The following is a 25,182-nucleotide window of genomic DNA, read 5'->3' as shown; positions in this document are numbered from 1 at the left end:
CGCTATGAAACCCTACCAGGCCATTCCTATCTGCGACTGTGGCGAACCGCTGGTGCCGATTGCGGGCGATCGCATCGCCCTAATACAACCCCACCCCTACCAGGTGTTGGGGGCACCCTACGGCCACCAGTCGCCCTACTACCTGCGAGCAGGCGTGTTAGCGGCCCTTCTCGAGGCTCAGGAGGTGCTGCAACAGCGACAGCCAGGCTGGAAAATTCAGGTGTTTGACGCCTTTCGCCCCCTGGCGGTGCAGCAGTTTATGGTGGAGCGCACGTTTTTAGAGCAGGTGCAGGCCCGTGGATGGGTAGCCGAGGGCCTGACGACGGCCCAGCGCGAAGCCGTTATGGCGGAGGTGATTCAGTTTTGGGCGGTGCCCAGCGACGACCCGGCGACACCCCCACCCCACAGCACCGGAGCGGCGTTAGATGTCACGTTAATGACCGAAACCGGCGCCGTGGTAGATATGGGATCGCCCATAGACGAGGTATCGCCGCGATCGCACCCCGACCACTTTGCTGCCAGTACTCTGCCCAGTCAGCAGCAGTTCCACATCCATCGCACCCTGCTGAACCAGGTGATGGTAGCGGCCGGGTTTCGCCGTCACCCCAACGAGTGGTGGCATTTCTCATTGGGAGATCAGCTGTGGGCTTGGCAACGGCGGCAAGAAATCGGCTGCGAAGACTTTTTGGCCCACTATGGGCGAGCCTCGGTAGACTTGTGGGTACAGTGATACCACCGGGTATGGTCACTTTGAGGAGGCAACGGCGATGGAAGTTTGGTCATGGATACGCCTGTCGGCAATCAGTCGGTTTTGGAACGTGTTGCCCGCTGCCCTGGGGCTGGCCCTGGTGGCGGCAGTTCCAGCTCAGTCCCAATCCATAGCTATTCTGCAATCGTCGCTACAGCTGGCGGTGTGCTTGAACGATTGGGATAGCGCGATCGCCCGGGCTGGTGACCTAGAAAAGGTGCCTGGCCTGCCGGTTAAGACCCAGGCCGAGCTGGTGATCCTACGCCGTCAAATGCAGTTTCTGCGCCAAAACCAGGCTGTCGTGACCAATATCGACGCCTGTCAGCCGGTGCTGGAGGGCTTTGGCCTGCCAGGCTACAGCGGGCGGCCGTTGCAGCTAGAGCGGGCCGCAGCATCCCAGGTGGGCCTCCGTAGCTCTACCCTGATTCCAGACCAAACGATTCGACAACTGGAAGCCTTCTGGGAGGCTGGGCTAGGGGTTAGCGCCGACACCCCGCTTGACCCTCTAGCCGAGGCCCGGCGTATCAACACCCGTAGCGGCAACGGCGTATCCACAGGAGCCGTCAGCCGTTACGTCGACGTATACGCCTTTCTCGGTGCCGAAGGCGATACTCCCAGTTTGGACCTAGACGTTATTCAGCAGCGGCCAGGGATACTCTACACCGACGACAGTGCCCTACTCTTCCTATTCGACGCCGAGGGCCGACTGCTGGGTGAAGCCCGCACCACCTCAGTGCTGCAACCCCGGATAGAGACTGGGCCTCTGCCCACCACAGGAGTTTTCTACGCTGCTGTAACCACTCCCCAGCACCGACCCGTGCTTGATGAAGGTGGCTTTGTGACCGGCTGGCAAGGAATTGGTACCAGCGCTGTGACCTACACGCTGACGGTACGGGGGGTAACGCCATCGCCGGAGTTAGGGGTTGGGGGGCGGTGAGGACGGTGGGGAAATGGGGAAGGTGAAGAAATGAGGAAAGGGGAGTGCAAATCAAAGTGCAAAACTTTGAATTCTCAATTTTGTAAGTCTTTCGTGCTGGCTTCGCCTACGCGCAGCGTTCCCGGAGGAGAATTTTTGTATTCATCCCTAACCCTGCAGAAAACTGCTCCCTGTCTAGATCCCTCCATCTCCTTATTCCCTATCTTCCTCACCTCCTTACCCCTCCGTCTCCGCTGACGGCTGGCGGCAAATGCCAAAGACCGACGTAAACCCGTGTAGAAACGTTGTCTGCCCTACGGGGCCGATTTCGCCGCCGCAGAAAAAACCTCCCAAAGGCAGCCCCGGCAGGTATTGAGCAAATAGGCTGGAGTCAAAGTTGGCCTGGTCGTAGAGGCCCTCGCCTCGCCCGGCGCAGGCAAACATGAACGCTCCGGCGGTTGTAGTGGAGGCAGGGGCCTGGCGCTGGTAGCGCTGCAGCAGGTTTTCTAGATCGATCGCAGAGGTATGGGCATCGCGCAGGTGGAACTGCACTCGCTGGCCAGGCCGCAGCCGATCGCCCACCGCGATCGCGCCCATTTTGGGGTCAACCCCCAGCAGGGTGCGAATCAAAAAATCGCCCTGGTCGAGGGTGAGCTTAAAACTGTCCTGGGCAATGCCAATAAAGAGGGAACTCTGGGCCAGCTGGCGATCGCTTTCCGGCAGGGTGTCAAATAGCGCTTGCAGTAGCTCTAAGGGCGGGCGAGGGTCGTCGCCATCGGCCGTGCCCAGGGTCAGCAAAATGTTGCGCTCGGCTTTGTCTACCCGATAGACCGGGCCGATGGGGCGGCACCCCTGAGCCACAATGGTATCTAGCACCAAAGGCCCTGAGAGGGCGACCCCCACCACACCTTCGCTGTGCAGGGTGCGATCGCAAAATAGCCCGCTGTGGCGACTAAACCCGTCTATACCGGCCAAGCCACCAATTTTTACCCCGCTTGGGTAGGCAAAATCTAGCCCCTGCAGCAGGTCATTCACGCCCGATGAAAAGGGGTCAGCCATCAAAATAAACTGGGGGTTCTGCGCTGGATCTACCCCAATCAGCTCCGACCAGGCCGTGGGCGGGCTGTCTAAGTCGGGCAGGTCATCGCTCGACACATGAAAACTCTGCACCGATACCCCCGGCAGCTTGGCCACCGTCAGGCTGAGGGCAGGGGTATCTTCGAGTTCTTGAGGCTGGCCCTGGGCACTGGTGCCAACAATGCCGCCGCCGCTGCACCCCACCAGGGCCGGTATCGGCAGCAGGCTTTGCAGCAGGGGCAACAGCCGGGCAAACTCACTGGTAAATGAGGATGAAATAAACACCAACCCCAGGTCAGGGGCCGTCGTTAAGCGTCCCTTGAGCTGCTCGACTACCTCCTTAACGGCCCCTTCTAGGGAAGGGCAGGTGGACACAGCGTTAGCCCACTCCATGGGCGGGTAGCCCGGTTGGGGAATATCGGTCATCGGGTACGTCCCCTCCTCTTGTGGTTCCAGTCTAGATCGGAATGCCCATGATCTCGGTAGATCCAGCCTAGCGAACAATGTTCAGCAGACACCCCTGCCAGGGTAGGGATGTGTAATATGGAAGTAGGTACTTCTACTGGGTTCCCTTGCTGAGCCTGCCCACTGGGCTCACCTCTGGGAGCCATCGGTAGACAGCGCCAGGTCAGCGGTTTTTCCTGTCAAGGGAGTAACCCTCCCGCCGTGGGGTAGAGTTTCCATCGCTAGGCCACCTAAACCAGTGAAGTATACTGAGCCTGAAGCCGGGATAGTCCATTGACCCCCAGCGGATGCATCCCCTTGAGTTGTCAGGCGGCAGTTCCCCACGGTAGTTGTTTACATAACGGTAAAGGAAGCAAATGAGCGAGAACATCAAAGAGCGCATTGAGAAAGAAATTGAAGATGCCCGAAACGCCTGCGACGTCTCCGGCAGCAACTCTCAGGAGTGTGCCGCTGCTTGGGATGCCGTAGAAGAGCTGCAGGCTGAAGCCTCTCACCAGCGCGAGAAGGGAACGGACAGAACCTCCCTGGAGACCTACTGCGACAACAATCCTGAAGCTGACGAGTGCCGGGTTTACGACACCTAGGCGATCGAGACTTTTCTCGAAGAGCTTAAAACATCGTAAAGAAACGTCCCGGCCACCGGGGCGTTTCTGACATTTTTGCCTACTTTCAAATCCTTGAACCACCGATTCTAAATTGAGGCTGCTATGGCGCTACTGGTTTACGGCATTCCCAACTGTGGTACCTGTAAAAAGGCGCTGCAATGGCTCGACAGCCACGCCATTGCCTACGAGTTTGTCAACACCAAAGACTGTCCCCCCAGCGCAGAGCTGGTAACCGCCTGGGTTGACGCTTTGGGCAGCAAAGCTATGCGCAACACCTCTGGGCTGTCATACCGCGCTCTGGGCGACGAGAAGCAAACCTGGGGCGACCCTGAATGGGTTAAGGCCTTTAGTCAGGATGCCATGCTGCTGAAGCGCCCCCTGTTTGTAAAGGATGGTAGGGCGGTACTGGTGGGCTTTCGGGCCTCTGAGGCGATGCTAATGGAGACGCTAGGGGAGTAGGCAAATGAGGTAAGTACGAGGTGGTAGAAGAGTGGCGCACCTCGGCCTCGGCCTGCATGGCCTTGCCTCTGAGCTGGGCTTCGCGATCGCCAGTTAGTTTGCCGCTCGCCCCTTGAACCTTGCCTTCGATATTTTGGGTCGTCGCCTTGGTGCGCTCTTCTACGGGCATAGTCTTTAGATCTCCAGACGACGAACTTTTCCTACATCCTGCGCTTTGAGTCAGAGGGCTCCTTGCGCGAAAGGGCAGAGAAGGGGCTCCACCAAAATGGGGGCATTGGAGTATCCTGAAGCATCATGGGCGGCTTGGTTAGAAACGGAACGTGAAGTCAGGGCTGGAGCTATGGAGTATTGGGAATTTCTGCTGCAAAAGGAGGGTGACCAAAGCTGGCTCCCCCTCGATGCTTCCCAGGTAGAAATTATGGAGGGCCGCTATCGCGTAATGGCCCATACCAGCCAAACCAATACCCCCGTGCAGATTCAGATCAGTCAGCTGCTGCACGGTGATCAGGAGCAGCGATCGGGCCTTCAGGAGGCAGCCTCCAAGCGGCGCACCCTGCGTCGCCAGGGCGAGACGAACAGCAACGGTCTGATGGTGGTTATGCCCTTTACCCGTTTGCGAGAGGGCACCTGGGATGTTCAGTGCGCCAGTGCGAGCCAGCCTGAAGAAACCATGTCGGCAGCGGCTCAACCAGCGTGGTGCTACGCGGTACAGCTGCGGGTAGTGGGCCAAGATTCCGCGGATGACGGCGACTGGTTCGCTGACGACGGTAGTGAGGGCTTGGGCGCGATCGCCGCTGCCGGTCTACCATCCGATCCCTTCGCTCCCGAGGCATCTGCGCCCGACATTGATCTGGAAGCGGCGGCGGCAGCTATGGATGCCTTTCAGACCCAGCTGGCGGCGGGATTAGCCAATCAGGCCTTACCCTACGGCCTGACGCTGCCCCACACCGCGCTGCTGGGCAGCGAGGGCGAAAGCCTAGGCCTAACGGCGACGGTGATCGGCCCAACCCCCAGCGGCGACGTCCGTTCACGGCTGACGCTGGTAGTGCGACTATCTGACCCCCAAACGGCCGTTACGGTAGCTCTGGCTCCGGCTCCGCTGGCTGTAGCCGCGCTGCCCACTACCGTTACGCTGACTGTGGCGGTGCCGCCTCAGCTTTCGACCCGGCTGCTGCTGGGGGAAGTGGGGCTGCTGGTTGGGGCCGAGGTAGTAGCTCTGCAGCGATTTACGGTAACGGTAGATGTGGCCTCGCTATTTGATGCGATCGCCAATCAGGCGGAGACCAACACTGACCTAAACATTGTCTTTCCGGCGGAGACCGCCGATGCTCCGGAGGCTGCTGCCACCTCGCCCTCCCCCAGTCCCGATCTCAAAACCTGGGATATTGCCAGTCGCGCTGCTCCACCTCGGGAAATGCCCATCCTGACCCTACCTCGCGGCGGTCCGACCTTACCCCCAAAGATCTATTACCCATCTCCCCACGAGGCGGCAACGCACCAGCCTACGCTACCTCCTGTAGGACGGCCCAAACCTTCGTCTACAGCGGTTCCCGACCCTGCCCCAAAAGCTAGACCAGCGGCTGAGCCAGGTGCTCCGACCCGTGATACAACCGCCGGTTCAAACTTAAACCGAGGGCTGAGTCTACCGCCAATTTCACCCCCTCCCCAGACGGCTGACCCCCAAGCTACGCTGAGCGGCCAGCCGACCGCTTCTAACCGCAAGCCCCGCGGGCCGGCCCCGCAGCTGATCTCCCACGAGGCTATGGGGTTCAAAGATTTGAAGCTGCAGGATCGCTTCTGGGCCAGGCTTAACGATCTGGCGGTTAACCTACAGCAGGAAGCCCTAGACCGTTCCCACCAGGAAACCGCTGAGGCAGCGGCGGCGGCAGTAGAGGAGGCCGCCGAGGCCCCGCCGGAGTTCATTCCCTTTGCGGGCGAGGTAGTGATCTATGCAGATGAAGACCCTGCTCTCAGCGCTGCCGCCATGGCGCAATCTACGGCTTTTGAAGACCCTGATCTCGAAGCCGCTCCTGAAGCGATTACTCCGCCCATGCCAACCCTGGTATTGCCCGAGGGTGAGTTGACCGCTGGCGAACCCGTCCTGGTAACTCTGCGGGTGCCGTTTCATCCCAACCGCCTGTATCTCAAAGTTTGGATTACTGATCCTCAAACTCGCAGTCTCGCTGACGAGCCGCGCCAGGTGATGAATCTGTTGCCTAACGGGCAGGGGCAGATGGAAGGTAATCTGCAGCTGACGGTGCCCTTGGGCTGCCTAGAGGCCCGATTTGAGGCGATTTCTATCGATATGGTGACTCAGCAGGAGAGCTACAAAACTTCGATCAGTCGCGCCATTACCCTGCCAGGGCTCACCTCGCCAGGGCTAGATGAGTTTCAGCTCTAGGGTGCGGCGTAGTCCCCACGCGCTAAGGGCAAGGTAAAACCATGAGGTTTTGCAACGAATCCTAGGAAAACCCGTAAAAAATAGGGTTGTATACCAGGGATGAACCTACAATAAATGGCGGCTTTTCAAGCCGATTAGACCCATTGACCCTGGTCGAGCGGGTCTGAATCTAGGTTTGGAAAGTTTCAATCGTTGCCTTGGGGCGATGGTTGTTTGACCGATGGCTAATTTGGTTTTTTGAGGCTTTGCTGAGTCAAGCGCATAATCCTAATGTTGAGCCGCAAACCTGCGTTATCAGCCAGTCTGGTAAGTGGTTGAGGTTAGAGGTTGCCCTCGATCGCCAGGGCTTAAGGTAGAGAAATCATCCCCACATCACAAATCGCTATCTACTATCTAGGAAACTAGGACGGGTGACAATGAATCCTATGTCGAAGCTTAAAGCGGCTGCGTTGATGGCAGTCACTCTTGGGGTGCTAGGTGGGGCAGGGCAGGCTATTGCCCAAAACCGCACCCCAGTTCAGCCCATGGTTCGTGAGACGGGCACACTACTAGCACAGACCTTTGGCAACACCGATATCAATGCGGCCAACTTTCTGGTGGTGGCCGTACCCGGCAGTACGTCTCAGCCCTATCGGCTGTATATCGTAGAACAGCTCCAACCCAACCCTCCCTGCTGGACAATTGCTAACCCCGGCGGTGAGCCCACCCAGGTCAATGCCCTGTGGAACACCTTTGACTTTACCGGCGTTTGTCGCCTACAGCGCGACACCAACGGCTATGCCATTCGCTTGGCAGGCCAAGACCTGTCAGGTGTTCGCTTTGAGGTCAACCAGCGAGATGGCGATCTGCTGCTGCAGTTTGCTCCTAGCACTGTTTCGCGCGATCGCATTACCATTGGTCGCGCCAACGGCATCAGCCCCACTGGCTTTACCCAAATCGATCTCAACCCCGGCTGGTCGCTGACCAAGCGTACCTTCAATGGGCAGATCGTGAGCTCGCACCTGGTATATTTCACCAACGACCTCACCTTGGCCCAGATCCAGGGTCAGCAACCTGGTGGAGTGACGCCGCCTGTCACCCCGCCTGTTACTCCGCCTGCCCTAGCCTTCAACGACATTCGGGGCAACCGCTATGCGGCCGACATTACCCGAGCCGCTAGTTTGGGGGTGATATCTGGTTTCCCTGAGGACGGTACCTTTAGGCCCAACGCTCCCCTTACCCGTGAGCAGGCTGTCTCTGTGATGATGGAAACTGCCAGAGACGTGCTGCCGACTTCGGTGCTGGCCAACCTGCCCCAGTCGGTCTTTAATGCCCCCTTCTCTGATGTGGCTGCCAATCGCTGGAGTGCGGTCAAGATTCAGCAGGCCAAGCAACTGGGCATTGTTACGGGGGATGCTGGCACTGGCAACTTCCGGCCTACCGACAATGTCTCTCGGGCCGAGCTGATGGCGATGGTTTATAAGCTGGCCCTCGTCCGGGCGAACGCGGGCGCGGGCGATACCACCAACACCAGCCCGGTTCCGGGCATCGACCAGACCACCAGGGGCATCATTCCCAACATCAGCAACCCGCCTAACTTTACTGATATCAGCGGTCACTGGGGTGAGGCTACGATCAGGCAGATGGCGGCCTTCTGTGCGATCGCAACCCCCCTCAATGAAACCGGCACCAGCTTTGCGCCCAATGCCAATGCCCTGCGCGATTACACGGCGGCAGTAGCTGTGCGGGCCATCGACTGCCCCGCCGCTCGACCTCAGTAGGGCAACACCTGCTAGGGGCTGTCATCAGTTAACTGTTAAATGCCCAGAATCAAGGTTTACAGCCCCTAGCCTGTTCTTGAGGTCGGGCGTGGCAAGGCTTGACCTACCGGGCTTTTGGCCACAATTGGTGATACGCCCTAGGGCAGAGATAACGCGTTAAAGCTAGGGTGAACTCCTGTGGGGGTTCACCCTTTTTTGTTGGCGGCACCGCTAGCGCACTGCGAACAGCAGCCCGTAGCGAATCAAACCGCTCTGCAGCCCCTGGCGCATAGGACCCAGCGCCAGCGCTCCCTGCAAAGTACCCGGACCGGCCTTGATTAGCCCCGCCAGTCCCTCAGGCGTTAAAGCCGAGGCAATCACCTCATCCCAGAAAGGGGCCACCGCTAGCGACCAGTCGGCGCTGTGCAGGTGGCTAAACCCGCAGCTGTGCGCGATCGCCTCATAGTCAGGTAAAGCAATCACGTAGGGCAGGCCGTAGACCTGATAAATCCAGCTGAGCTGCTGCTGCTCTAGCCAGGTCAGTGGCCCCGCCAGCGAGTTAGTGGGGCGATGGCACCAGGTCGCCAGCAGCAGCTTGCCCCCGGGCTTCAGTACCCGGTAGCACTCCTGCAAAAAGGCCACCTTGTCGGGCATGTGCTCGCCACTTTCCATCGACCAGACAAAATCAAAGCTTTCGTCCGCAAACGGAGTGTGCAACGCATCGGCCACCTCAAAGCGGGCGCAGGGGGGCGTGTCCCCGCCCAGGTTTGCCGCTGCCGCTCGTTCTGTCGCTCGTCGGGCCTGAAGCGGGCTAAGGGTAATCCCCGTTACCCTGGCATCAAACCGAGTGGCTAATTCCAGCGCACTGCCGCCAATGCCGCAGCCGCAATCCAAAATATCCGCAGCCAGGTCAATGCCCGCCCAGCTCAGGCATTCATCAATCAAATCAATCTGGGCCTGGCGGCGATTTTTGCGCTGACGACCGTTGGCACCGTAGTAGCCGTGGTGCATGTGCTCGCCCCAGATCTGCTCCCACAGTCCCGACGAGTCGTCATAGAACGTCTGAATCTTTTTGTACAGCGCATTGGCCATGGTCACTCAAGCCTGAAAGAACACTGCTCCTGATCGGAGCTAGCGGTTAAATCTTGCGGCATAGTGGTCGAGAGCGTCAACTCGTGGAATTATAGGGTTGCCTCATCCCCCCTAGCTCCCCGGATGCCTTGCTCATGCAGATGACGGTTCCTCGCACCATATGTTTTGGCTTTCTCGTATTGATTACCCTCGGCACTCTGGTGCTGTTTCTACCTATATCTACCACCAATAAGGGGTGGGGTGACCCTCTAGTAGCGCTGTTTACAGCTACTTCCGCCGTTTGCGTCACCGGGTTAATTGTGGTAGATACTGGCACCTACTTCTCGGCCTTTGGCGAAGCAGTTATTCTGACGCTGATTCAGGTAGGGGGGCTAGGCTACATGACCGCCAACACCTTTTTGGTGCTTTTGCTGGGGCGACGACTGGGGCTGCGCGAGCGACTAGCCATTCAACAGTCGATGGATAACGCCGCCCTGGCCGGAGGCAAGTCGCTGATTATCTCTATCATCGCCATGACCCTTGTCTTTGAGCTAACCGGGTTGTTCTGCCTTTACCCAGTATTTAGCCGAGACTATGGGCCAGCTTATGGCCTGTGGTTATCGGCGTTTCACAGCATCAGTGCTTTTAATAATGCCGGTTTTAGCTTGTTTGAAGACAACCTGATCGGCTATGCTCTCAACCCCTGGGTCAACGCGATTATTACAGCTCTAGTCATCCTGGGCGGCATTGGCTATCAGGTAATTATGGAATTTCTCGCCTGGCTACGCAACCGGGTTCAGGGCAATCGCTGCCGAGGCCTATTTTCCCTTAACTTCAAAGTTGTTACCAGTACCACAGCGGTGCTGCTGGCCGTAGGCACGCTGGCCTTTTTCGTCATCGAGTACCAAAATCCAGGCACGCTGGGGCCCGTAAGCCCTCAGCACAAGCTGCTGATTGCCTGGTTTCACTCTGTGATTGCTCGTACCGCTGGGTTTAATAGCATTGACATCGGGGCGATGGGAAACGCCTCGCTGTTTATCATGATTGCCCTCATGTTTATTGGGGCCAGCCCCGGCAGCACGGGCGGTGGAATCAAAACCACCACTATTCGTATTTTGATTGCCTGTACCCGAATGGCCCTACAGGGCAAGGAGCAGGTGCTCTGTTTTAGGCGGCAAATTCCGACCAGTCGAGTGTTAAAAGCGATCGCGGTCGTTGTAGGGTCAGCCTTGGTCGTTGTTGTCGCCACTGCTCTGGTTGCCGTTAGCAACCCTACCCTAAACTTTATTGAGATTCTTTTTGAATCAGTTTCAGCCTTCGCTACCGTCGGAATTTCCACCGGCATTACCGCCGATCTGTCGGATATCGGCAAATACGTGATTATCTGCACCATGTATCTAGGCCGAGTAGGAGTGCTATTGTTTATGGCTGCTCTATTGGGCGACTCCAAACCCTCCGCCATTCAATACCCTGAAGAAGAACTTTTGATTGGCTAAAATCCCTCAGCCCTAAGCCGCAGCCTTAGCAAAAAGGGGAGCCATTGGCTCCCCTTTTTGTGTTTGTGGATGGGCTGGTGTCTGTTGCGAGCGATCGCTGAGGCGCTGGCGCAGGGTTTGCTGACGCTTTTGCAGCTGTCGCTGGCGGGCAGTGCCGCCCCGACCCTTATCGTTGCGGCCCGGCTTGCGAGGCGACTCCCATCGCTTTAGGTGTTGTGCCATAGCTAAACTCTGTACCTACAGCCTCAATGCTAACTTCCCCAACGGTAGTTGGCTACCCAAGGAGCCGGCGTCTGGGGTCGGGAAAGACCACTCATAAATGAAATGAAAAAGCAATGAAAAAGCTCCCCATGAAACCACGGGGAGCTGCTCAACACCAAGCCCTAACGGGCAGGCATGGAGTTACTTGACAGAGACCTTGCCGCCCGCTTCTTCGAGCTGCTTTTTAGCGTCTTCGGCATCTTCCTTGGTAACGGCTTCCTTAACGGCCTTAGGAGCCGCTTCCACCATTTCCTTGGCTTCCTTCAGACCCAGACCGGTCAGGCTGCGCACCACCTTAAGAACGGCAATCTTCTTGTCGGCGGGCACTTCTTCAAGCACGACGTCAAATTCGGTCTTCTCTTCCTCGGGCTCAGCTGCCGCTGCGCCGCCGCCACCCATCATGCCGGGGGCCATCATCATCATGCCGCCGCCTGCGGAAGCAGAGGCGTCAACACCAAAGGCTTCTTCAATCTGCTTAACAAGCTCAGAGGCTTCCAGCAGAGATAGAGACTTAAGCTGTTCGAGAATTTCGTCAGTTTTAGCAGACATAGTTACCGATTAACTCCTGGTTAGAAAAACAATCAAACGCAAAAAACGTAAGAGACGAACCTAGGCTGCATCTTTTTCGGATACCGCCTGAATAGCACGAGCCAGAGATGCAGGCACCTCTTTGACGCCCACTGCCAGTTGGGTCGGCACGGCATTGATGCCCACCGCCACGCGAGTCGGCATCGCCTTAATGGCCCCGGCCAGACGAGCCATAAGCTCTTCCTTGGTGGGCAGTTCGGTGATGGCCTTAATCTGGTCTTCACTGAGGGCTTGACCTTCCATGACACCGCCCCGGAGGGTCGTTTTTTTGGTGTCTTTTTGGAATGCCTGGTACTCCTTGATGGCTCCGCCAAAGTCTTCTTTGACCAGCACAAAGGCTGAAGAATCTTTGAGGAACTCGGTGATGGGCTGCCAGTTATCGTTGCCCTCAACCGCGATACGCATCAGCGTATTTTTTGCGATTTTGCACACCGCGCCCTTGGGCCGCAGCCGGTTACGCAGGTTGCTAATCTCAGCCACAGTGAGACCTTTGTAATCAATTACAAAGGCTAGCTGGGCGTCGTCAAGCAGCTCCTGAATCTCAGTTACCAGCTCTTTCTTGTCTGCTAGGGTTCTCCCCATATCGATCTCACCTCCTTTTGGTTGGGGATAGGGAAACTTAATTGCCCCATCCAGGACTTGGCTGTGCTGCTGTCAGCATTGACCAAAAATAAACCCCGACAGACATGCCGGGGTTAGACCAACGACCGGATGTGCTTTGCCCAGGGCAAAAGCACGTCGGTCATTACGTCAACCTCGGCAGGATTTATGCAGCGCTTGGCTAGCACCTGCTGTCTACGGTCGTCTATGCGGTTTTAGGGATTATTTCAGCCTTCTAGTCTCCTGGTTGGTCTGGGGTAAAACTTGGTTTGCCTGGGCTCGTTTTGTATGAATAGCTGCCTAGGCGGCGTCACTCATCTTGAAATCGCGCAGGGCGTTAACATCCAGGCGAATGGCAGGACCCATTGTAGAAGTAATGGCCACCGTACGCCAGTAGCGACCCTTGGCTCCAGAAGGCCGGTTGCGATCGACGCTCTCCTGGAGGGCTTTGAGATTGACCATCAGATCGTCAACGCTAAAGTCCGCCTTGCCAAACATAACATGAACAATCCCGGTTTTGTCAGCACGGTACTCTAACTTGCCGGCTTTAAACTCGCTAATCGCCTGGGGCAGATCAAACGTAACAGTGCCACCCTTGGGGGAGGGCATTAGGCCACGGGGGCCAAGCTGACGACCCAACTTGGCTACCTGAGGCATGACGTCGGGAGTGGCAATCAGGATGTCAAAATCCATCATGCCCTTCTGAATTTCGTCGATGAGTTCTTCAGAACCCACTAGGTCAGCCCCGGCAGCAGTAGCCTCAGCCACCTTCTCGCCCTTAGCAATAACGGCAACTCGAATCGTCTGCCCGGTTCCCTTAGGCAGAATAACCGTTGTGCGCAGCTGCTGGTCGGTGTACTTAGGGTCAATACCCAGACGAATGTGCGCTTCTGCTGACTCGGTAAACTTAGCGGTAGCCGTTGCTTTGAGCAGCTCCAGGGCTTCTAGGGGCTCGTAGAGACGGTCCTCTACTTTGGCCTGGGCTTCCCGCAGGCGCTTAGATACTTTAGCCATTGTGATCTCCTTGGGGTCAAACGAAGCACTGCCTCTTCCCCGTAATGTGAACAGTTAAACATTAGTTGAAAGCAAGGCTCGGCCTAGTCGCCGACGGTGACGCCCATGTTGCGAGCAGTACCTTCAACAATATTCATCGCGGCCTCAATGTCGTTGGCATTGAGGTCAGGCATTTTGGTCTCAGCAATTTCTTTGAGCTGGGCCCGGGTAATAGAGCCAACTTTTTTGGTGCGGGGCTCGCCCGAACCGCGCTCAATACCGGCAGCCTTTTTGATCAGAACCGAGGCAGGAGGGGTTTTGAGGATGAAGGTAAAGCTGCGGTCTTCAAAGACCGAAATCTCAACCGGTATCACTAGGCCCACTTTGTCCTGGGTTCGAGCGTTGTACTCTTTGCAGAACGCCATAATATTCACCCCGTGCTGACCCAGGGCTGGGCCGACAGGGGGAGCCGGGTTAGCCTTTCCGGCAGGAAGTGCCAGCTTAATCAGCGCTACAACTTTCTTAGCCATTAATTAACTCTCTTTTTCCACTTGGTTGAATTCCAGTTCTACTGGTGTGTCGCGTCCAAAGATGGACAGCAGCGCCTTGAGCTTGCTGCGCTCGGGGCTAACTTCCACCACCTCGCCCTCAAAGTCTTTGAAGGGACCCGAGAGGACGGTGATCTTGTCTCCAGGGGCCATATCGACCTTGACCACCGGCTTTTGCTCTTCGGTACGCTTGAAGATGCGCTTTACCTCACTCATACCGAGGGGCATGGGCTTGACGTGGCCACGACCGCGACCATAGGCCCGACGCTGCTCAGCACCGACAAAGTTGATGACGTGGGGAGTGTTTTTAACCACCGACCAAGCTTCATCATCCATGTACATGCGCACCAGAACGTAGCCAGGAAAGACTTTTTCGTCAATATTTTGACGGGTGCCGTCTTTGCGAAGCTTAATGGCTGGAGTTTGAGGAATTTCAACCTGAAAAATGCGGTTGACGACATCTAGGGTGTTGACGCGCTGTTCAAGGTTGAGTTTGACCCGCTTTTCACAGCCAGATGCGACCTGCACTGCATACCACCGAGCTTTGCGCTGGTAATAGCGGGTTGCCTCGCCTTCGTTGCCCTCTTCTGTGACAGGCCCAGCGCCTTCCGGCGATGATTCAACCTCTAGCTCATTATCTAAAGGCTCATCGAGAGGAGCATCGTCGTAGTTGAAATCTTCAAGCGCCATTAGAATACCTGCCCCGAAATCCATCCAAATAGTCGGTCAACCAGATAGATCAGGGTTGCGGAAAGGCTAACCATGAGAATGACGGCGGCAGACTCGCTAATCAGCTGCTGCCGACTTGGCCAAACCACTTTGCCCAACTCTTCTTTGGTGCCCTGCAGAAAGGTGCCGACGTTAAAGCCTTGCTCGGCAACCTGGGTATCTGCGGCCTTACCCTTAGACTCTATGGCAGTGTCTTTTTTAACCACTGGTTTGGCTCCTGTTGGCGCTTGTCCGAACTGTCTAACTAGAAGGATGAATTGGTCACGTTGACCTAACTAAGCAAAAGAGCGAATTTAGTAACTAAGCAGTAACTAAACTCCCTGGCCTGATTAACAGGTGTAAGGCAGTGACAATGCCCGCCGCCCTGGACCGTTTTAGAACAAAAACGCCAGCTACTTTAGGCATTGTCGTCGCCACACCTCAGCGCGCCCTGGAGGACTCGAACCCCCGACATCGGGTTTTGGAGACCCGCGTTCTACCAACTGAACTAAGGACGCATGGAGCCAGGTGTTAGGCACCAAAACTTAGCTATACCCAATTCTAGTTGATCGGGCGGTCAAAACGCTGCTTCAGGCGGGTAGCCTTACCAACGCGATCGCGAAGGTAGTATAGCTTGGCCCGACGAGCCTTGCCGCGACGCAGCACAGTGATGCTGGCCACTTTGGGGGCATGGAGCAAAAAGACTCGCTCAACGCCGACTCCCTGGAAAATCTTTCGCACCGTGATGGAGCGATTGATGCCGCCGTTGCGCATGGCAATGACGGTGCCCTCGTAGGGCTGGATCCGCTCTTTGCCACCCTCTTGAATGCGCACGCCAACACGAATGGTGTCGCCGACGTAGATGGTGGGTAGATCGGTCTTTAGCTGCTCCGTCTCAATTGAGCGGATGATTTCCTCTGCGTTCATAGGGCCTGCAAATGTGCACGGTCTACGATTATAGACCATGGGGGTATTTAAGTCATAGCCTGCCGAAATCTTTTTCTGTAGTTGATCTTTTGTTGCGCTGATTGGGGCATTGTCGGGTAGCTCTGGGCATAGTGTTTATAGAGCATACGCCCCCTTCTCTCGCCCCCTCTCTCTCCACTAGACATGTCTACCCCGCCCCTCGATTCTGTGCCTCCAAGAGAGCGGCCCAGCCTCGATTTCGCTGCCCACGCTCCTGGAGAGATGCCCTGGGAGATGCTAGATGCGATCGCGGCTCCGCTGTGGATAACTGATCAGCAGTATCGCTGGATTTTTCTCAATGCGGCCTGTACCCTGCTGGTGGGTAGCGATCGCTCAGCCCTGCTGGGGCAGCGGCAGATGGATGTGCTGCCGCTGGGGGTGAGCCAGGAGGTGATGGCGGCGGGGCAGCGGGCCATGGCCAGCGGCGAAGCACAGCCTTTTGCGGTAGAGATGACCGATGCCGCCGGCGACTACCGCCGCTTGACGGCGACGGCGTGGCGTTTTTTTGCCCCCAATGGAGAGCTTCGGCTCATGGTTAGTCTGCAGGACATTGCTCCGCTGCACCAGGTGGAGCAAACGCTGCAGCGGCAGTCGGAGCGAGAACGGCTGCTGGGAGCGATCGCCCAGCACCTCCTACAGTTTCTCAACTCTGAGGACCTGCTGCAGACCACGGTCAATGAGGTGCGCCGCTTTTTGCGCACTGATCGGGTACTGTTCTACAGCGTTGAGCCGGACTACAGGGGGGTAGTGGCTGAGTCAGCCCGCAGCACAATGGCTGGGTCGATGATGCCCCAGACTGATCTGAGCTTTACCACGGCTGACCTAGTGCGCTATCGCCAGGGGGAGATAGACATTGTCGATGACGTTGCCACCGCTCATCTGCCCGCCGCCGATTTAGCTAGGCTTGAGCTGGCTCAGGTTAAGGCCTGCCTGATTATGCCGATTGTGCAGGCGGAGTCGCTCTATGGCCTCGTGTGTGCTCTCAACGGCGGCCCCCGCCCCTGGGCGACGTGGGAAATTGAAACGCTGCGGGATGTGGCCACCCAGATGGCAGGGGCGATTAAGCAGGCTCGCCTCTACAACCAGGTGCAGCGGCTTAACACCGACCTGGAGCAGCAGGTGGCCCAGCGGACCGAGGAGTTGCAGACTGCCCTTGAGTTTGAGGCGACCCTTAAACGGATTACCGATCGGGTGCGTGACAGTCTGGATGTCAACCAAATTATGCTGACGGCGGTGAAGGAGCTGACCGAGGCCCTAGAGGTAAAGGGATCGAATACATCGCTCTACGACCTGGAACAGGGCACCTCAACCATCTATTACGAATACAACAGCTCCAGCCCGTCGTACCAGGGCCGCGTGGCTCAGATGGAAGCTTTCCCTGAGGTGTACCACCAGCTGCTGGACGGGCAGTACTTTCAGTTTTGCTCGGTGGAACCCAACCCGGTGCGGGGCTATGTGGCTATGCTGGCCTGCCCCATTGTGGATGATCGCGGCGTGCTGGGCGATCTGTGGCTGATCAACGGGCGCGACTACGGCTTTAACGATATTGAGATTCGGCTGGTGCAGCAGGTGGCTAACCAGTGCGCGATCGCGATTCGTCAGGCTCGGCTGTACCAGGCGGCCCAGTCGCAGGTGGCCGAGCTAGAGCGGCTCAATACCCTCAAAGACGACTTTCTCAGCACGGTTTCCCACGAGCTGCGCACGCCAGTAACCAGCATGCGGGTGGCGCTGCAGCTGCTGGGGGTGACCCTCAACCAGGAGTTTGACCTGACCGCTGATCTGCAAAAGCCGAGGGCCGAGCAAACGCGAATTGGCCGCTACTTCAGCATCTTGCAGGAGGAGTGTGAGCGCGAGATTAGCCTGATTAATGATTTGCTTGACCTGCAGCGGCTGGACGTGGGTAACCACCCAATCCAGCCGGAGCCGATTTTACTCGATACCTGGTTAGCGAACTGGATCGATAGCTTTGTGACCCGCGCTAAAAGTCGTGATCAGACCCTACGGCTGGTTGTCGCTCCGGCTATGCCAGTGCTGTACACCGACCTGGCGAGTCTGGAGCGAGTGCTGGCAGAGTTGCTCAACAACGCCTGCAAATACACCCCGCCTGGCGAACATATTACCCTTGACGTTTCGGCCCACCCCAACGCGCCTGGCGAGCAGGTGGTCATTGCCCTAACCAATACCGGGGTCACGATTCCGGTTGAGGAAATGCCCCGCATTTTTGACAAGTTTTACCGCGTTCCCAGTGCTGACCCTTGGAAACAGGGCGGCACGGGCCTAGGGTTGGCCCTGGTGAAAAAGCTGGTGGGGCACCTGGGGGGCGATGTGGAGGTCACCAGCGAGGGGAACCAGACCTGTTTTACGATTACGCTGCCCACCCAGCTCGCCCTAGCCCGGTAGGCCCTGGCTCCCTAACCCGGTAGGCTCTGACCCGATAGGCCCCAACCCGATAGGCCCCAACCCGATAGGCCCTAACTCGATAGGATATAAGCAAAGTTCCTCATCCTACGGTGAACGCTATGGATAGCGCTGTCAATGAAACTCCGGTAGTGTATTCGGGGCAGTTTGGCGACTACACCATTACCAAGGGCGATCGCCGCGGGGTGGTGCTCTATCGGGCTGGCCTGGTGGTAGCGGCGTTAACCTTTGGGGCTGGGGCTGCGATCGCGCTTTTCTTTCCCCACAACCCGACGCTAGTGCAGGCTATAAGCGTTCTCTACACGCTGTTTTGGCTGGGTCTGGGGTTGAGTTTAGCCACTATTCATATTTACCTGGTGCCCCTGCATCGGCTGCTGCAGGCGGTCTGGCTTGGGGGGGGAGTAGCCTCTCTCGTGCTCTCCCACGGCATCGACGGTCCTTTAGCCCAAACGGTAATGCAAAGGCCTGCGGTGTTGTGGGGGGTGGGCTTTACCTTCGTGGCCCTAACCGGCATTTTCTTCAAAGAAGCTTTTTGCTTTGACCGCCTTGAGACCAAGCTGTTGACGCCACTGGTGCCGCTGCTGCTGCTGGGGCATTTAGCGGGCTGGTTGCCCCTAGGTGTGGAGCAGGGACTGCTAGCGGCCTGGGCGGTTTTGTTTTTGGTCTTTGCCCTGCGCAAAGTCGTACAGCCTATCGTGCCCGATATTGGTGATAAGTCGGTGTTTACCTACCTGAAGCAGCAGCGCTCGGCTTCCCAGAGCCCTAGCTAAGGGGCTGCCAAGACAACAGGGTACCGCTTGTCGTCTGTTTGCTGGTGCACTGCTTGATATTGGCAGAGCCTCGCTTTGACGCTGTTCATTCCATGGAACTCCCCTACGGACTCACCGAGTTCGGTACGTTACTGCAACGCCCATTCCTGACCCCTTGGGTACGCCCCCCTCTTCGGTGATGGCGGTAATGGGCTGTAGAGAAGGCTCAACCCTATCACCCCCGCATTTATACTGAAACCAGGGCGCTGAAACAACTCTGGTGCATTGAGCATGGGTTCAGAGTTGTTTGGCTGTTGGTGGCCCTGGGCTACGGGATCCTTGCCCTGATCGTCACGACCACATTAAAGCACCATGAGCACTACTATCGGCCCAGAGGGGGCCTCAACCTCTGTTAACTCAGGGGCTAACTCGTCAGAACCTTGGAGCCTGGATTCGGCTTTCCCACGCCCTGCTGGTGACTCGCTCAATGCCGATCCCTGGGTCAGGGCGCTATTTACGGTTAGCCAGCGGGCTGCCGCTAAAAAGCGATCGCCCCGCCCCCTGCGATCCCATAGCGTTCTGGGTAGCGCTTCGAGTACTGGCGTTTATCCCAAAGCTGAAGCTGAGGGTGGGGCAGCGACACCGTCTCCCTACTCCCTGGCAAACGCAGCACCTCAGCTGGCAAATCCGCTGGCTCCCCTGCGCGATCGCGATCGCCAAGCCCTGGGCGATATTTTTGCCCATGACCAGATGGCGACCATTGAAGCCGACATTCTCAATCGGCTGAGTCAACTGGTACCGGAACCGATCTGGGATGTAGAACCCTACGAGTTTTTGAGAGAGTTTTTGCAGCCTTAACCGCGTCTGCTTGCCAAGGCCGCTGCCCTGCGTTGGCGATTGATACTAATCGTTTATACCTGAGGAATACTAGTCGATTGCAAAGCAGCGGATCGTTAGGGCATTCTGACAATGGCAAAATCACTTGTTTCGCCCAAGACTTATGGCCAACAACGGCCTTATTACTCCAAAGCCCTGAGACATTCCAATGCCCAAAAAGAGAACTCAAATAGAGAACTCAAATGTTGACATAAGAGTTCTTACATTAATGCCCCTTAAACTTTTCTAAACTTAACCTTACCGCTGGCATTAGGCTTTCTTAGGATTCGGGCTATACGCTCTCAAATGGCGAATTTGATAGTGTTTAGCACGCCACGGAGAGTGTTGTATGGTTCTCAATAGACAGAAGTTTAACCGCTATGCGCTAGCCGGGGTAGTTACCACTGCTGTGGTAGCGGGCATTGCTGCTCCCAGCGCGTTGTCTCAAAATTCAGTTATTCAAATCGACGGCTCTAGCACGGTCTTTCCCATCAGTGAAGCCATGGCCGAAGAATTTATGGCCGCAAACCGTGGTGCTCAGGTCACCGTTGGAGTGTCGGGTACGGGCGGTGGCTTCAGCAAGTTTTGTGCTGGTGAGCTAGATATTACCGGGGCATCTCGTCCGATCAAATCGTCTGAGATTGAGGCCTGTGCCGCCGGTGGGGTTGAGTACATCGAAGTGCCTGTAGCTACCGATGCGCTGACAGTTGTGATCAACCCAGAGAATACCTGGGCTGAGTCTATGACCGTTGAGCAGCTCGAAAAAATGTGGAGCCCCGAGGCTGACGGCACGGTGACTCGCTGGAACCAAATTGACCCCAGCTGGCCCGACGCGCCCATTGACCTGTTTGGCCCCGGTACCGACTCAGGCACCTTTGACTACTTTACCGAAGTAATTATGGGTGAATCGGGGTCTAGCCGCGCCGACTACACCGCCAGCGAAGACGACAACATTCTGGTGCTGGGTGTGTCTCGCGATGCCAATGCCCTGGGCTACTTTGGTCTGGCTTACTACCTGGAGAACCAGGACTCTCTCAAGGCTGTGGCGATCAACGGTGTTGAACCCACCCCTGAGAATGTGGAAAATGGCACCTACGCTCCCCTGTCTCGGCCTATTTTTGTTTACGTGAAAAAGGAGAGTCTGGAGAGCCGTCCTGAGGTGCGCTCCTTCGTTGAGTTTATGCTCGATAACGCCCGTGAAATTGTGCCTCAGGTAGGCTATGTGCCCCTGTCTGAGCAGCGCTACGAGTCGATTCTAGCTGAGCTGTAAGTTGCGCTAGCTTTGCCGCGATCGCTCCTCGAGGCAGGCTTTTAGCTGTCTCAGCTCTCGAAAAGCCCTTGGGAATTAACGCCATTCCCGGGGGCTTTGCGGCGACTAATCCCGCTGCACGGCACACCCCGCGACACCTTGCCGCAACACAGTTAGTCGCTGACGCCTCATTATCTACAAAAGCTATGACGATTAGGGAATCGGTTGAACCGCATCAACTGGCTGAGGTTGACTTGCCAGAACCGCAGCGACCCCGTCCACGCGGTACCAAGTACCTCACCCAGCTCAAACGTTTAGTGGCCCCTTTGCTGGGGCTATCCCTGGGGCTGCACGGGCTGGTGCTGTTTACCCCAGTGCCCTCTCGCCCTGAGCCAGCGGCAGAAGAGGCCCCTACCGAAGAAGAGTTCGTCGACTTGTTGAGTATCAGCAGTCTGCCGGAGGCTGCACCTGAGCCGGTAGAGCCACCCCCTGCTGCTGAAACAGCTCCACCACCGCCGCAGGCGGCCGCTCCTGCGGCCCCAACGCAGCCCGTCATTCCCGAGGTCTATCCCAGTTCTCCACTGCCTGTCGCCGACTTGGCCAATCCGCTCCCCCCGGCGGAGGATGCCTTTACGGCGGCACCGCCACCGGAGGAGCCAGCGGCTTCTGTGCCCGACGACGAGGTGGTGGACCTGCTTACCCGCCTCACGCGTGGTTCTGGAGAGAGCGATTTTGACTCGACGGAGACATCGTTTCCGGCGATCGCATACCTGACGCGGGGCGGCATTGGTGAATGGTCGTCTGCTGAGCAGAGCTGCTTTTTCACCCAAATTAGCGACGCTGACTATCGCCTGCTGCCCAACGCCGCCTCACTGCGGTACCTGACTCGCAACGTGCAGTTTATCGAAACGGAAGATATTCCTCGCACCTTTTCAGCACCGCAGTTTCAGGTGAGTAAGGTAGATGGCGGCTATTGCGATCGCCCTCTGTTTCAGGTGCTGCAAGAGGGTCAGCCCTATTTGTTTGTCTCGGTGGTGGGTATTGGGGTTGGCGCACCAGGGCGGCAGGCATCCGGGCTAGTGATTATCTGGGCCACCGATCCTAGGGCCGGTTAGCGAAGGTTTACGAGCAGCCTGGTGAAGACACCCCTGCCGTCCTGGCTCTATAGCTGAATAATAGGTAGTGAGCAAGATAACGTTCTCCTCTGGTTTGGTATGACTACTCGCTTTGCCCCACCCGATCGCGCTAGACCCCTGTGGCAGACCCTGTTAGCCCCCATGCTGTTGGCTTCGCTGGGGCTGCACGGGCTGGTGCTAATGCTACCGGCAGGTTCCAGCGGCGATGCGGTGATTCCGCCCCCCGACCCTGAGCAAGACAGCGTGGCAATTACCCGAGTGCCCCCCGCGGGGGCCCCTGAATTGGAGGCGGCAGCAGCCCCTACAACGACAACGCCTGTTCCGGCACGTCAGACTGCGCCAGCGGCTGTACCGCAGCCCCAGCCTCAGCCACGGGCGACGGTGCCCAGAGCGCGATCGCAGCCGCCTCAACCTCAGGCCCAAGCACAGCCCCGGCCGCAGGCCCAATCGCAGCCTCAAACCCAGTCCGGCTCAGCCCCTCAACCCGTTGCGTCCAGCCGCCCCGCCAGCCCCGATTCCCCCGCATCAACCGCCCCCGCATCAACCGCCCCCGACGCGTCCAGCCGTCCTTTGTTTGATGGCAACCTGGGAGAACAGTTACTGGCTCACGTTGCCGCCCTCGACCTGCCCCAAGCCCAAGTTGACCAAGCAGCAGAATCAATTCAAAACCGCTTTGCCTTCAATGCCGCCGCCGTGACCCGTGAGGCGTTTAATACCAATCAGCAGCGGTGGGAAGCCGCAATCCGTCAAGACAGCGATCTCGCTGATCTCTCTGCCGAGGTCAACCGCACCGAATTGTCGACCGTCTATCCCCAGCGAGTTTGCCTGACCGACGTGCCAGGAGAAATCAACATTGGCGCGGTGGTCAACCCAGATGGGTCCTGGCGAGGCGAGCCTACTCTGCTAAGGAGTTCGGGATATGGTGCCCTCGATCGCAAGGCCCTGCAGGAGATTCAAAACCACACCTTCCCTCCAGCCGATGGCCCAAAAGCCTACGTGCTAACGGTCGAAACCACTGTTGACTATGGCCCTCGCCCCTGTCTTGACCCCAACTCAGAGGCCTAAAGCCCTAGGGGCCGTCATCAATTAGCTGCTAAATGCCCAAAATCAAGGTTTACAGCCCCTAGCCTGTTCTTGGGGTCGGGCGTGGCAAGGCTTGACATACTCGGCTTTTGGCCATAGTTGATGACACGCCCTAGGAGGCCAGCACCAGGGGCACCTGGTTGCGATCGGTCAAAATCTCATAGCCGGTTTCGCCGACCAAGACTGTGTGCTCAAACTGGGCCGACAGCGAGCGGTCGACCGTTACCACCGTCCACTGGTCTTTTAGGGTGCGGGTTTGCTTTGAGCCAGCGTTGAGAATAGGCTCGATCGCCAGCGTCATGCCGGGCCGCAGTTTCATGTTGGGCAACTGTCGGGTGCGAAAATTAAACACCGAAGGTGCTTCGTGCAGGTTGCGGCCTACCCCGTGGCCAGTAAAGTCTTCTACGACGGCAAAACCGTAGCTGGCGACGCAGTCTTCGATCGCACCGGCAATGTCCAGCAGTGTGTTGCCGGGTTTGACCTGGGCAATGCCCGCGTAGAGAGCCGCCTCGGCTGCCGTCATCAGCTGCTTGGCCTGGGCCGATACCTCGCCTACCGCGATGGTGATGCACGAGTCGCCGTGGAAGCCGTTGAAGTAGGCCCCGGTATCGACCTTGAGCAGGTCGCCCCGACGAATCACCTGACGCCGATTGGGGATGCCATGTACCACCTGGTCATTGATACAGGCGCAAATCGAGGCCGGAAAACCGTGGTAACCCTTAAAGCTAGGGGTTGCGCCCAGCTCACGAATGCGGGTTTCGGCATGGGCATCGAGGTCGGCGGTGGTCATACCCGGCTGTACCAGCGCCTCGATCTCTTTTAGCACCGTGGCTACAATGCGAGCTGCCCCGCGCATAATCTCCAGCTCAGCTTCGCTTTTTAGCTCTACCCCCCGCACCCGGCGGCTGCGCTTGGGCAGGGTCGCCTGGTCGGCTCGACCGGGAATCAGATTGGTCAAAAAGTTCATAGATGGTTCGCAACGGGATCAAGGCATTTGCCCCTTTACCAGTGTAATCTGTCAACGCTCAGGATGAATCTGCCCCGCCTTTACGGAGGAGCCTAGAGTTCGTGAATAGTCATGTTTGCTTTGCCGAATTGCTATTTACCTAATAGGTAATCTCCTCCTCGGTGTACTCGCGGGGCTCGACGTGAATGGTAATTCGGGCTGGGCCATAGATCTGCTCTAGGCGGTCTTCAACCGCTTCGGTGACGGTGTGGGCGGCCCGCAAATCGGTGGGTTTGACTATCAGGTGCATGTCAATAAACACCTGTCGCCCCAGCAGCCCCCGTGAGGCAATGCTGTGGCAGTTGACCACACCGGGCACCTGCATGACCTGGGCGTGAATGGCCTCGGGGGCGATCGCCATTTCATCGACCAGCCAGGGCAGGTTTTCGCGCAGCACTTCCCACCCGCTCTTAAACACCAGCAGCGCTACCGGAAACGCCAGGGCCACATCTAGCCAGTCCAGCCCTTGCCATACGCCAATCAGCCCCGCCAATACGACGATGGTGGTCCAAATGTCGCTCATGGTGTGGCGGGCGTCGGCCACCAAAATTTTGCTGTTGAGCGTCTGCCCCACCCGCCGCTCGTAAAAAGCGACAAAAACATTGATGCCCAGCACAACGAGCATAATCCACAAGGCGGTGGCGCTCATGGTGACCGGGTTACCCCCTGAAATAACGCGCTCTACGGCACTTTTGAGAATTTCAAAACAGGCAATGCCCAGAAAGGCCGCCACGCCCAGGGCCCCGATCGCCTCAAATTTTTGGTGGCCATAGGGATGATCGCGATCGGGCTGGGGATCGGCCAGGCGATTGGTGGTCAGGCCCAGCACATTGTTGGCGCTATCGGTAACGCTGTGGAGCGCGTCGGCCAGCAAACTCAGCGACCCCGTCAGCCAACCTACCGTAGCCTTGAGCCCTACCACCGTTAGATTGAGGGCCAGGGTAACCAACAATACCCGCTGCACGGCCCGGCGATGGTCGAGGGTAGAAATGGGGGGGCGAACGGTCATCGGTAAACCAGCAGG

Annotated in this window: 25 protein-coding genes, 1 tRNA gene, 1 pseudogene and 1 other annotated feature; of the genes and pseudogenes, 13 read left to right on the top strand and 14 right to left on the bottom strand. The window is 57.5% G+C overall.

The annotated features are described in order from the left end of the window. Window positions 1-4: 4 nt before the first annotated feature. Window positions 5-730: a M15 family metallopeptidase gene (locus IQ265_RS18295; protein ID WP_194056177.1), complete on the top strand. Its 726-nt coding sequence runs from the start codon at window positions 5-7 to the stop codon at window positions 728-730. Window positions 731-767: 37 nt separating this feature from the next. Then, window positions 768-1,685: a hypothetical protein gene (locus IQ265_RS18290; RefSeq protein WP_194056175.1), complete on the top strand. Its 918-nt coding sequence runs from the start codon at window positions 768-770 to the stop codon at window positions 1,683-1,685. A 216-nt stretch (window positions 1,686-1,901) separates the two neighbouring features. Here the strand turns inward: IQ265_RS18290 and IQ265_RS18285 are convergent, their stop codons facing one another. Continuing rightward, entirely contained in the window at window positions 1,902-3,167 is a 1,266-nt protein-coding gene (locus tag IQ265_RS18285; protein WP_278002772.1) for an FIST N-terminal domain-containing protein, read from the bottom strand. Window positions 3,168-3,562: 395 nt separating this feature from the next. Here IQ265_RS18285 and IQ265_RS18280 point away from each other — a divergent pair, with 395 nt between their 5' ends. Both IQ265_RS18280 and IQ265_RS18275 read left to right on the top strand, forming a co-directional pair. After that, a complete protein-coding gene (locus tag IQ265_RS18280) occupies window positions 3,563-3,790 on the top strand; it encodes a Calvin cycle protein CP12 (protein ID WP_194056173.1) in 228 nt (75 codons plus the stop codon). A 123-nt stretch (window positions 3,791-3,913) separates the two neighbouring features. Beyond that, window positions 3,914-4,270 carry a Spx/MgsR family RNA polymerase-binding regulatory protein gene (locus tag IQ265_RS18275; protein WP_194056171.1) on the top strand — a complete coding sequence of 119 codons (357 nt, stop codon included), beginning with the start codon at window positions 3,914-3,916 and terminating at the stop codon, window positions 4,268-4,270. A 28-nt stretch (window positions 4,271-4,298) separates the two neighbouring features. On the opposite strand, the pseudogene IQ265_RS28840 reads toward IQ265_RS18275, so the two are convergent. Then, window positions 4,299-4,439: pseudogene (locus tag IQ265_RS28840) on the bottom strand (CsbD family protein); the annotation flags it as partial. Window positions 4,440-4,610: 171 nt separating this feature from the next. Between IQ265_RS28840 and IQ265_RS18270 the strand changes: the two are divergent. Next, entirely contained in the window at window positions 4,611-6,671 is a 2,061-nt protein-coding gene (locus IQ265_RS18270) for a hypothetical protein (protein ID WP_194056170.1), read from the top strand. Window positions 6,672-7,123: 452 nt separating this feature from the next. After that, window positions 7,124-8,431 (top strand): DUF3747 domain-containing protein, encoded by a 1,308-nt coding sequence (locus IQ265_RS18265; protein WP_194056168.1) that lies wholly within the window; start codon window positions 7,124-7,126, stop codon window positions 8,429-8,431. Between the two features lie 210 nt (window positions 8,432-8,641). Here the strand turns inward: IQ265_RS18265 and IQ265_RS18260 are convergent, their stop codons facing one another. After that, entirely contained in the window at window positions 8,642-9,502 is an 861-nt protein-coding gene (locus IQ265_RS18260) for a methyltransferase domain-containing protein (RefSeq protein WP_194056166.1), read from the bottom strand. Between the two features lie 140 nt (window positions 9,503-9,642). Between IQ265_RS18260 and IQ265_RS18255 the strand changes: the two genes are divergently transcribed. After that, window positions 9,643-10,977 carry a TrkH family potassium uptake protein gene (locus IQ265_RS18255; RefSeq protein WP_194056164.1) on the top strand — a complete coding sequence of 445 codons (1,335 nt, stop codon included), beginning with the start codon at window positions 9,643-9,645 and terminating at the stop codon, window positions 10,975-10,977. Window positions 10,978-10,989: 12 nt separating this feature from the next. Here the strand turns inward: IQ265_RS18255 and IQ265_RS18250 are convergent, their stop codons facing one another. The 9 genes from IQ265_RS18250 to rplS form a co-directional block, all read right to left on the bottom strand. Further along, window positions 10,990-11,199, bottom strand: a complete 210-nt coding sequence (locus IQ265_RS18250) for a hypothetical protein (RefSeq protein WP_194056381.1) — start codon at window positions 11,197-11,199, stop codon at window positions 10,990-10,992. A gap of 180 nt (window positions 11,200-11,379) precedes the next feature. Continuing rightward, window positions 11,380-11,787: a 50S ribosomal protein L7/L12 gene (gene rplL, locus IQ265_RS18245; RefSeq protein ID WP_194056162.1), complete on the bottom strand. Its 408-nt coding sequence runs from the start codon at window positions 11,785-11,787 to the stop codon at window positions 11,380-11,382. A gap of 60 nt (window positions 11,788-11,847) precedes the next feature. Then, window positions 11,848-12,408 (bottom strand): 50S ribosomal protein L10, encoded by a 561-nt coding sequence (gene rplJ, locus IQ265_RS18240; protein WP_194056160.1) that lies wholly within the window; start codon window positions 12,406-12,408, stop codon window positions 11,848-11,850. A 78-nt stretch (window positions 12,409-12,486) separates the two neighbouring features. Next, window positions 12,487-12,645 (bottom strand) — a sequence feature (ribosomal protein L10 leader region). An 81-nt stretch (window positions 12,646-12,726) separates the two neighbouring features. Then, complete coding sequence (rplA, locus tag IQ265_RS18235; RefSeq protein ID WP_194056158.1) at window positions 12,727-13,440, bottom strand: 50S ribosomal protein L1; 714 nt, start codon at window positions 13,438-13,440, stop codon at window positions 12,727-12,729. Between the two features lie 83 nt (window positions 13,441-13,523). Beyond that, a complete protein-coding gene (gene rplK / locus IQ265_RS18230; RefSeq protein ID WP_017297707.1) occupies window positions 13,524-13,949 on the bottom strand; it encodes a 50S ribosomal protein L11 in 426 nt (141 codons plus the stop codon). Between the two features lie 3 nt (window positions 13,950-13,952). Continuing rightward, entirely contained in the window at window positions 13,953-14,657 is a 705-nt protein-coding gene (gene nusG, locus IQ265_RS18225; protein ID WP_194056156.1) for a transcription termination/antitermination protein NusG, read from the bottom strand. Next, entirely contained in the window at window positions 14,657-14,881 is a 225-nt protein-coding gene (gene secE / locus IQ265_RS18220; protein ID WP_194056368.1) for a preprotein translocase subunit SecE, read from the bottom strand. Before secE ends, nusG begins: the two co-directional genes overlap by 1 nt. A 239-nt stretch (window positions 14,882-15,120) precedes the next feature. Beyond that, a tRNA-Trp gene (locus IQ265_RS18215) sits at window positions 15,121-15,193 on the bottom strand. A gap of 43 nt (window positions 15,194-15,236) precedes the next feature. Then, the gene (gene rplS / locus IQ265_RS18210) at window positions 15,237-15,602 is read right to left on the bottom strand and encodes a 50S ribosomal protein L19 (protein WP_194056154.1); all 366 of its coding nucleotides are present in this window, start codon (window positions 15,600-15,602) and stop codon (window positions 15,237-15,239) included. A 183-nt stretch (window positions 15,603-15,785) separates the two neighbouring features. Between rplS and IQ265_RS18205 the strand changes: the two genes are divergently transcribed. From IQ265_RS18205 to IQ265_RS18180, 6 genes are all read left to right on the top strand, one after another. Continuing rightward, window positions 15,786-18,041, top strand: a complete 2,256-nt coding sequence (locus tag IQ265_RS18205; RefSeq protein ID WP_194056152.1) for a GAF domain-containing protein — start codon at window positions 15,786-15,788, stop codon at window positions 18,039-18,041. 119 nt (window positions 18,042-18,160) lie between these two features. Further along, the gene (locus IQ265_RS18200) at window positions 18,161-18,829 is read left to right on the top strand and encodes a DUF2301 domain-containing membrane protein (protein WP_194056150.1); all 669 of its coding nucleotides are present in this window, start codon (window positions 18,161-18,163) and stop codon (window positions 18,827-18,829) included. Between the two features lie 351 nt (window positions 18,830-19,180). Next, entirely contained in the window at window positions 19,181-19,666 is a 486-nt protein-coding gene (locus IQ265_RS28835) for a hypothetical protein (protein ID WP_228038069.1), read from the top strand. A gap of 367 nt (window positions 19,667-20,033) precedes the next feature. Next, complete coding sequence (locus tag IQ265_RS18190; protein ID WP_194056148.1) at window positions 20,034-20,954, top strand: PstS family phosphate ABC transporter substrate-binding protein; 921 nt, start codon at window positions 20,034-20,036, stop codon at window positions 20,952-20,954. Window positions 20,955-21,139: 185 nt separating this feature from the next. After that, on the top strand, window positions 21,140-22,048 hold the full coding sequence (locus tag IQ265_RS18185; protein WP_194056147.1) for a hypothetical protein: 909 nt from the start codon (window positions 21,140-21,142) through the stop codon (window positions 22,046-22,048). Window positions 22,049-22,147: 99 nt separating this feature from the next. Next, window positions 22,148-23,134 (top strand): energy transducer TonB, encoded by a 987-nt coding sequence (locus IQ265_RS18180; RefSeq protein WP_194056146.1) that lies wholly within the window; start codon window positions 22,148-22,150, stop codon window positions 23,132-23,134. A 130-nt stretch (window positions 23,135-23,264) separates the two neighbouring features. On the opposite strand, the gene map is transcribed toward IQ265_RS18180, so the two are convergent. Both map and IQ265_RS18170 read right to left on the bottom strand, forming a co-directional pair. Next, on the bottom strand, window positions 23,265-24,119 hold the full coding sequence (gene map, locus IQ265_RS18175; RefSeq protein WP_194056145.1) for a type I methionyl aminopeptidase: 855 nt from the start codon (window positions 24,117-24,119) through the stop codon (window positions 23,265-23,267). 139 nt (window positions 24,120-24,258) lie between these two features. Next, window positions 24,259-25,167: a cation diffusion facilitator family transporter gene (locus IQ265_RS18170; RefSeq protein ID WP_194056144.1), complete on the bottom strand. Its 909-nt coding sequence runs from the start codon at window positions 25,165-25,167 to the stop codon at window positions 24,259-24,261. Window positions 25,168-25,182 lie beyond the last annotated feature (15 nt).

It is taken from the genome of Nodosilinea sp. LEGE 06152, assembly GCF_015207525.1.
Taxonomy (GTDB): domain Bacteria; phylum Cyanobacteriota; class Cyanobacteriia; order Phormidesmidales; family Phormidesmidaceae; genus Nodosilinea.
The sequence above is the reverse complement of the archived record's forward strand: the minus strand, read 5'-3'. Positions and strand labels throughout refer to the sequence as shown.

Coding starts and splice junctions, on each gene's coding strand:
- IQ265_RS18295 (WP_194056177.1), top strand. CDS start 5: ATGAAACCCTACCAGGCCATTCCTATCTGCGACTGTGGCGAACCGCTG.
- IQ265_RS18290 (WP_194056175.1), top strand. CDS start 768: ATGGAAGTTTGGTCATGGATACGCCTGTCGGCAATCAGTCGGTTTTGG.
- IQ265_RS18285 (WP_278002772.1), bottom strand. CDS start 3,167: ATGACCGATATTCCCCAACCGGGCTACCCGCCCATGGAGTGGGCTAAC.
- IQ265_RS18280 (WP_194056173.1), top strand. CDS start 3,563: ATGAGCGAGAACATCAAAGAGCGCATTGAGAAAGAAATTGAAGATGCC.
- IQ265_RS18275 (WP_194056171.1), top strand. CDS start 3,914: ATGGCGCTACTGGTTTACGGCATTCCCAACTGTGGTACCTGTAAAAAG.
- IQ265_RS18270 (WP_194056170.1), top strand. CDS start 4,611: ATGGAGTATTGGGAATTTCTGCTGCAAAAGGAGGGTGACCAAAGCTGG.
- IQ265_RS18265 (WP_194056168.1), top strand. CDS start 7,124: ATGGCAGTCACTCTTGGGGTGCTAGGTGGGGCAGGGCAGGCTATTGCC.
- IQ265_RS18260 (WP_194056166.1), bottom strand. CDS start 9,502: ATGGCCAATGCGCTGTACAAAAAGATTCAGACGTTCTATGACGACTCG.
- IQ265_RS18255 (WP_194056164.1), top strand. CDS start 9,643: ATGACGGTTCCTCGCACCATATGTTTTGGCTTTCTCGTATTGATTACC.
- IQ265_RS18250 (WP_194056381.1), bottom strand. CDS start 11,199: ATGGCACAACACCTAAAGCGATGGGAGTCGCCTCGCAAGCCGGGCCGC.
- rplL (WP_194056162.1), bottom strand. CDS start 11,787: ATGTCTGCTAAAACTGACGAAATTCTCGAACAGCTTAAGTCTCTATCT.
- rplJ (WP_194056160.1), bottom strand. CDS start 12,408: ATGGGGAGAACCCTAGCAGACAAGAAAGAGCTGGTAACTGAGATTCAG.
- rplA (WP_194056158.1), bottom strand. CDS start 13,440: ATGGCTAAAGTATCTAAGCGCCTGCGGGAAGCCCAGGCCAAAGTAGAG.
- rplK (WP_017297707.1), bottom strand. CDS start 13,949: ATGGCTAAGAAAGTTGTAGCGCTGATTAAGCTGGCACTTCCTGCCGGA.
- nusG (WP_194056156.1), bottom strand. CDS start 14,657: ATGGCGCTTGAAGATTTCAACTACGACGATGCTCCTCTCGATGAGCCT.
- rplS (WP_194056154.1), bottom strand. CDS start 15,602: ATGAACGCAGAGGAAATCATCCGCTCAATTGAGACGGAGCAGCTAAAG.
- IQ265_RS18205 (WP_194056152.1), top strand. CDS start 15,786: ATGTCTACCCCGCCCCTCGATTCTGTGCCTCCAAGAGAGCGGCCCAGC.
- IQ265_RS18200 (WP_194056150.1), top strand. CDS start 18,161: ATGGATAGCGCTGTCAATGAAACTCCGGTAGTGTATTCGGGGCAGTTT.
- IQ265_RS28835 (WP_228038069.1), top strand. CDS start 19,181: ATGAGCACTACTATCGGCCCAGAGGGGGCCTCAACCTCTGTTAACTCA.
- IQ265_RS18190 (WP_194056148.1), top strand. CDS start 20,034: ATGGTTCTCAATAGACAGAAGTTTAACCGCTATGCGCTAGCCGGGGTA.
- IQ265_RS18185 (WP_194056147.1), top strand. CDS start 21,140: ATGACGATTAGGGAATCGGTTGAACCGCATCAACTGGCTGAGGTTGAC.
- IQ265_RS18180 (WP_194056146.1), top strand. CDS start 22,148: ATGACTACTCGCTTTGCCCCACCCGATCGCGCTAGACCCCTGTGGCAG.
- map (WP_194056145.1), bottom strand. CDS start 24,119: ATGAACTTTTTGACCAATCTGATTCCCGGTCGAGCCGACCAGGCGACC.
- IQ265_RS18170 (WP_194056144.1), bottom strand. CDS start 25,167: ATGACCGTTCGCCCCCCCATTTCTACCCTCGACCATCGCCGGGCCGTG.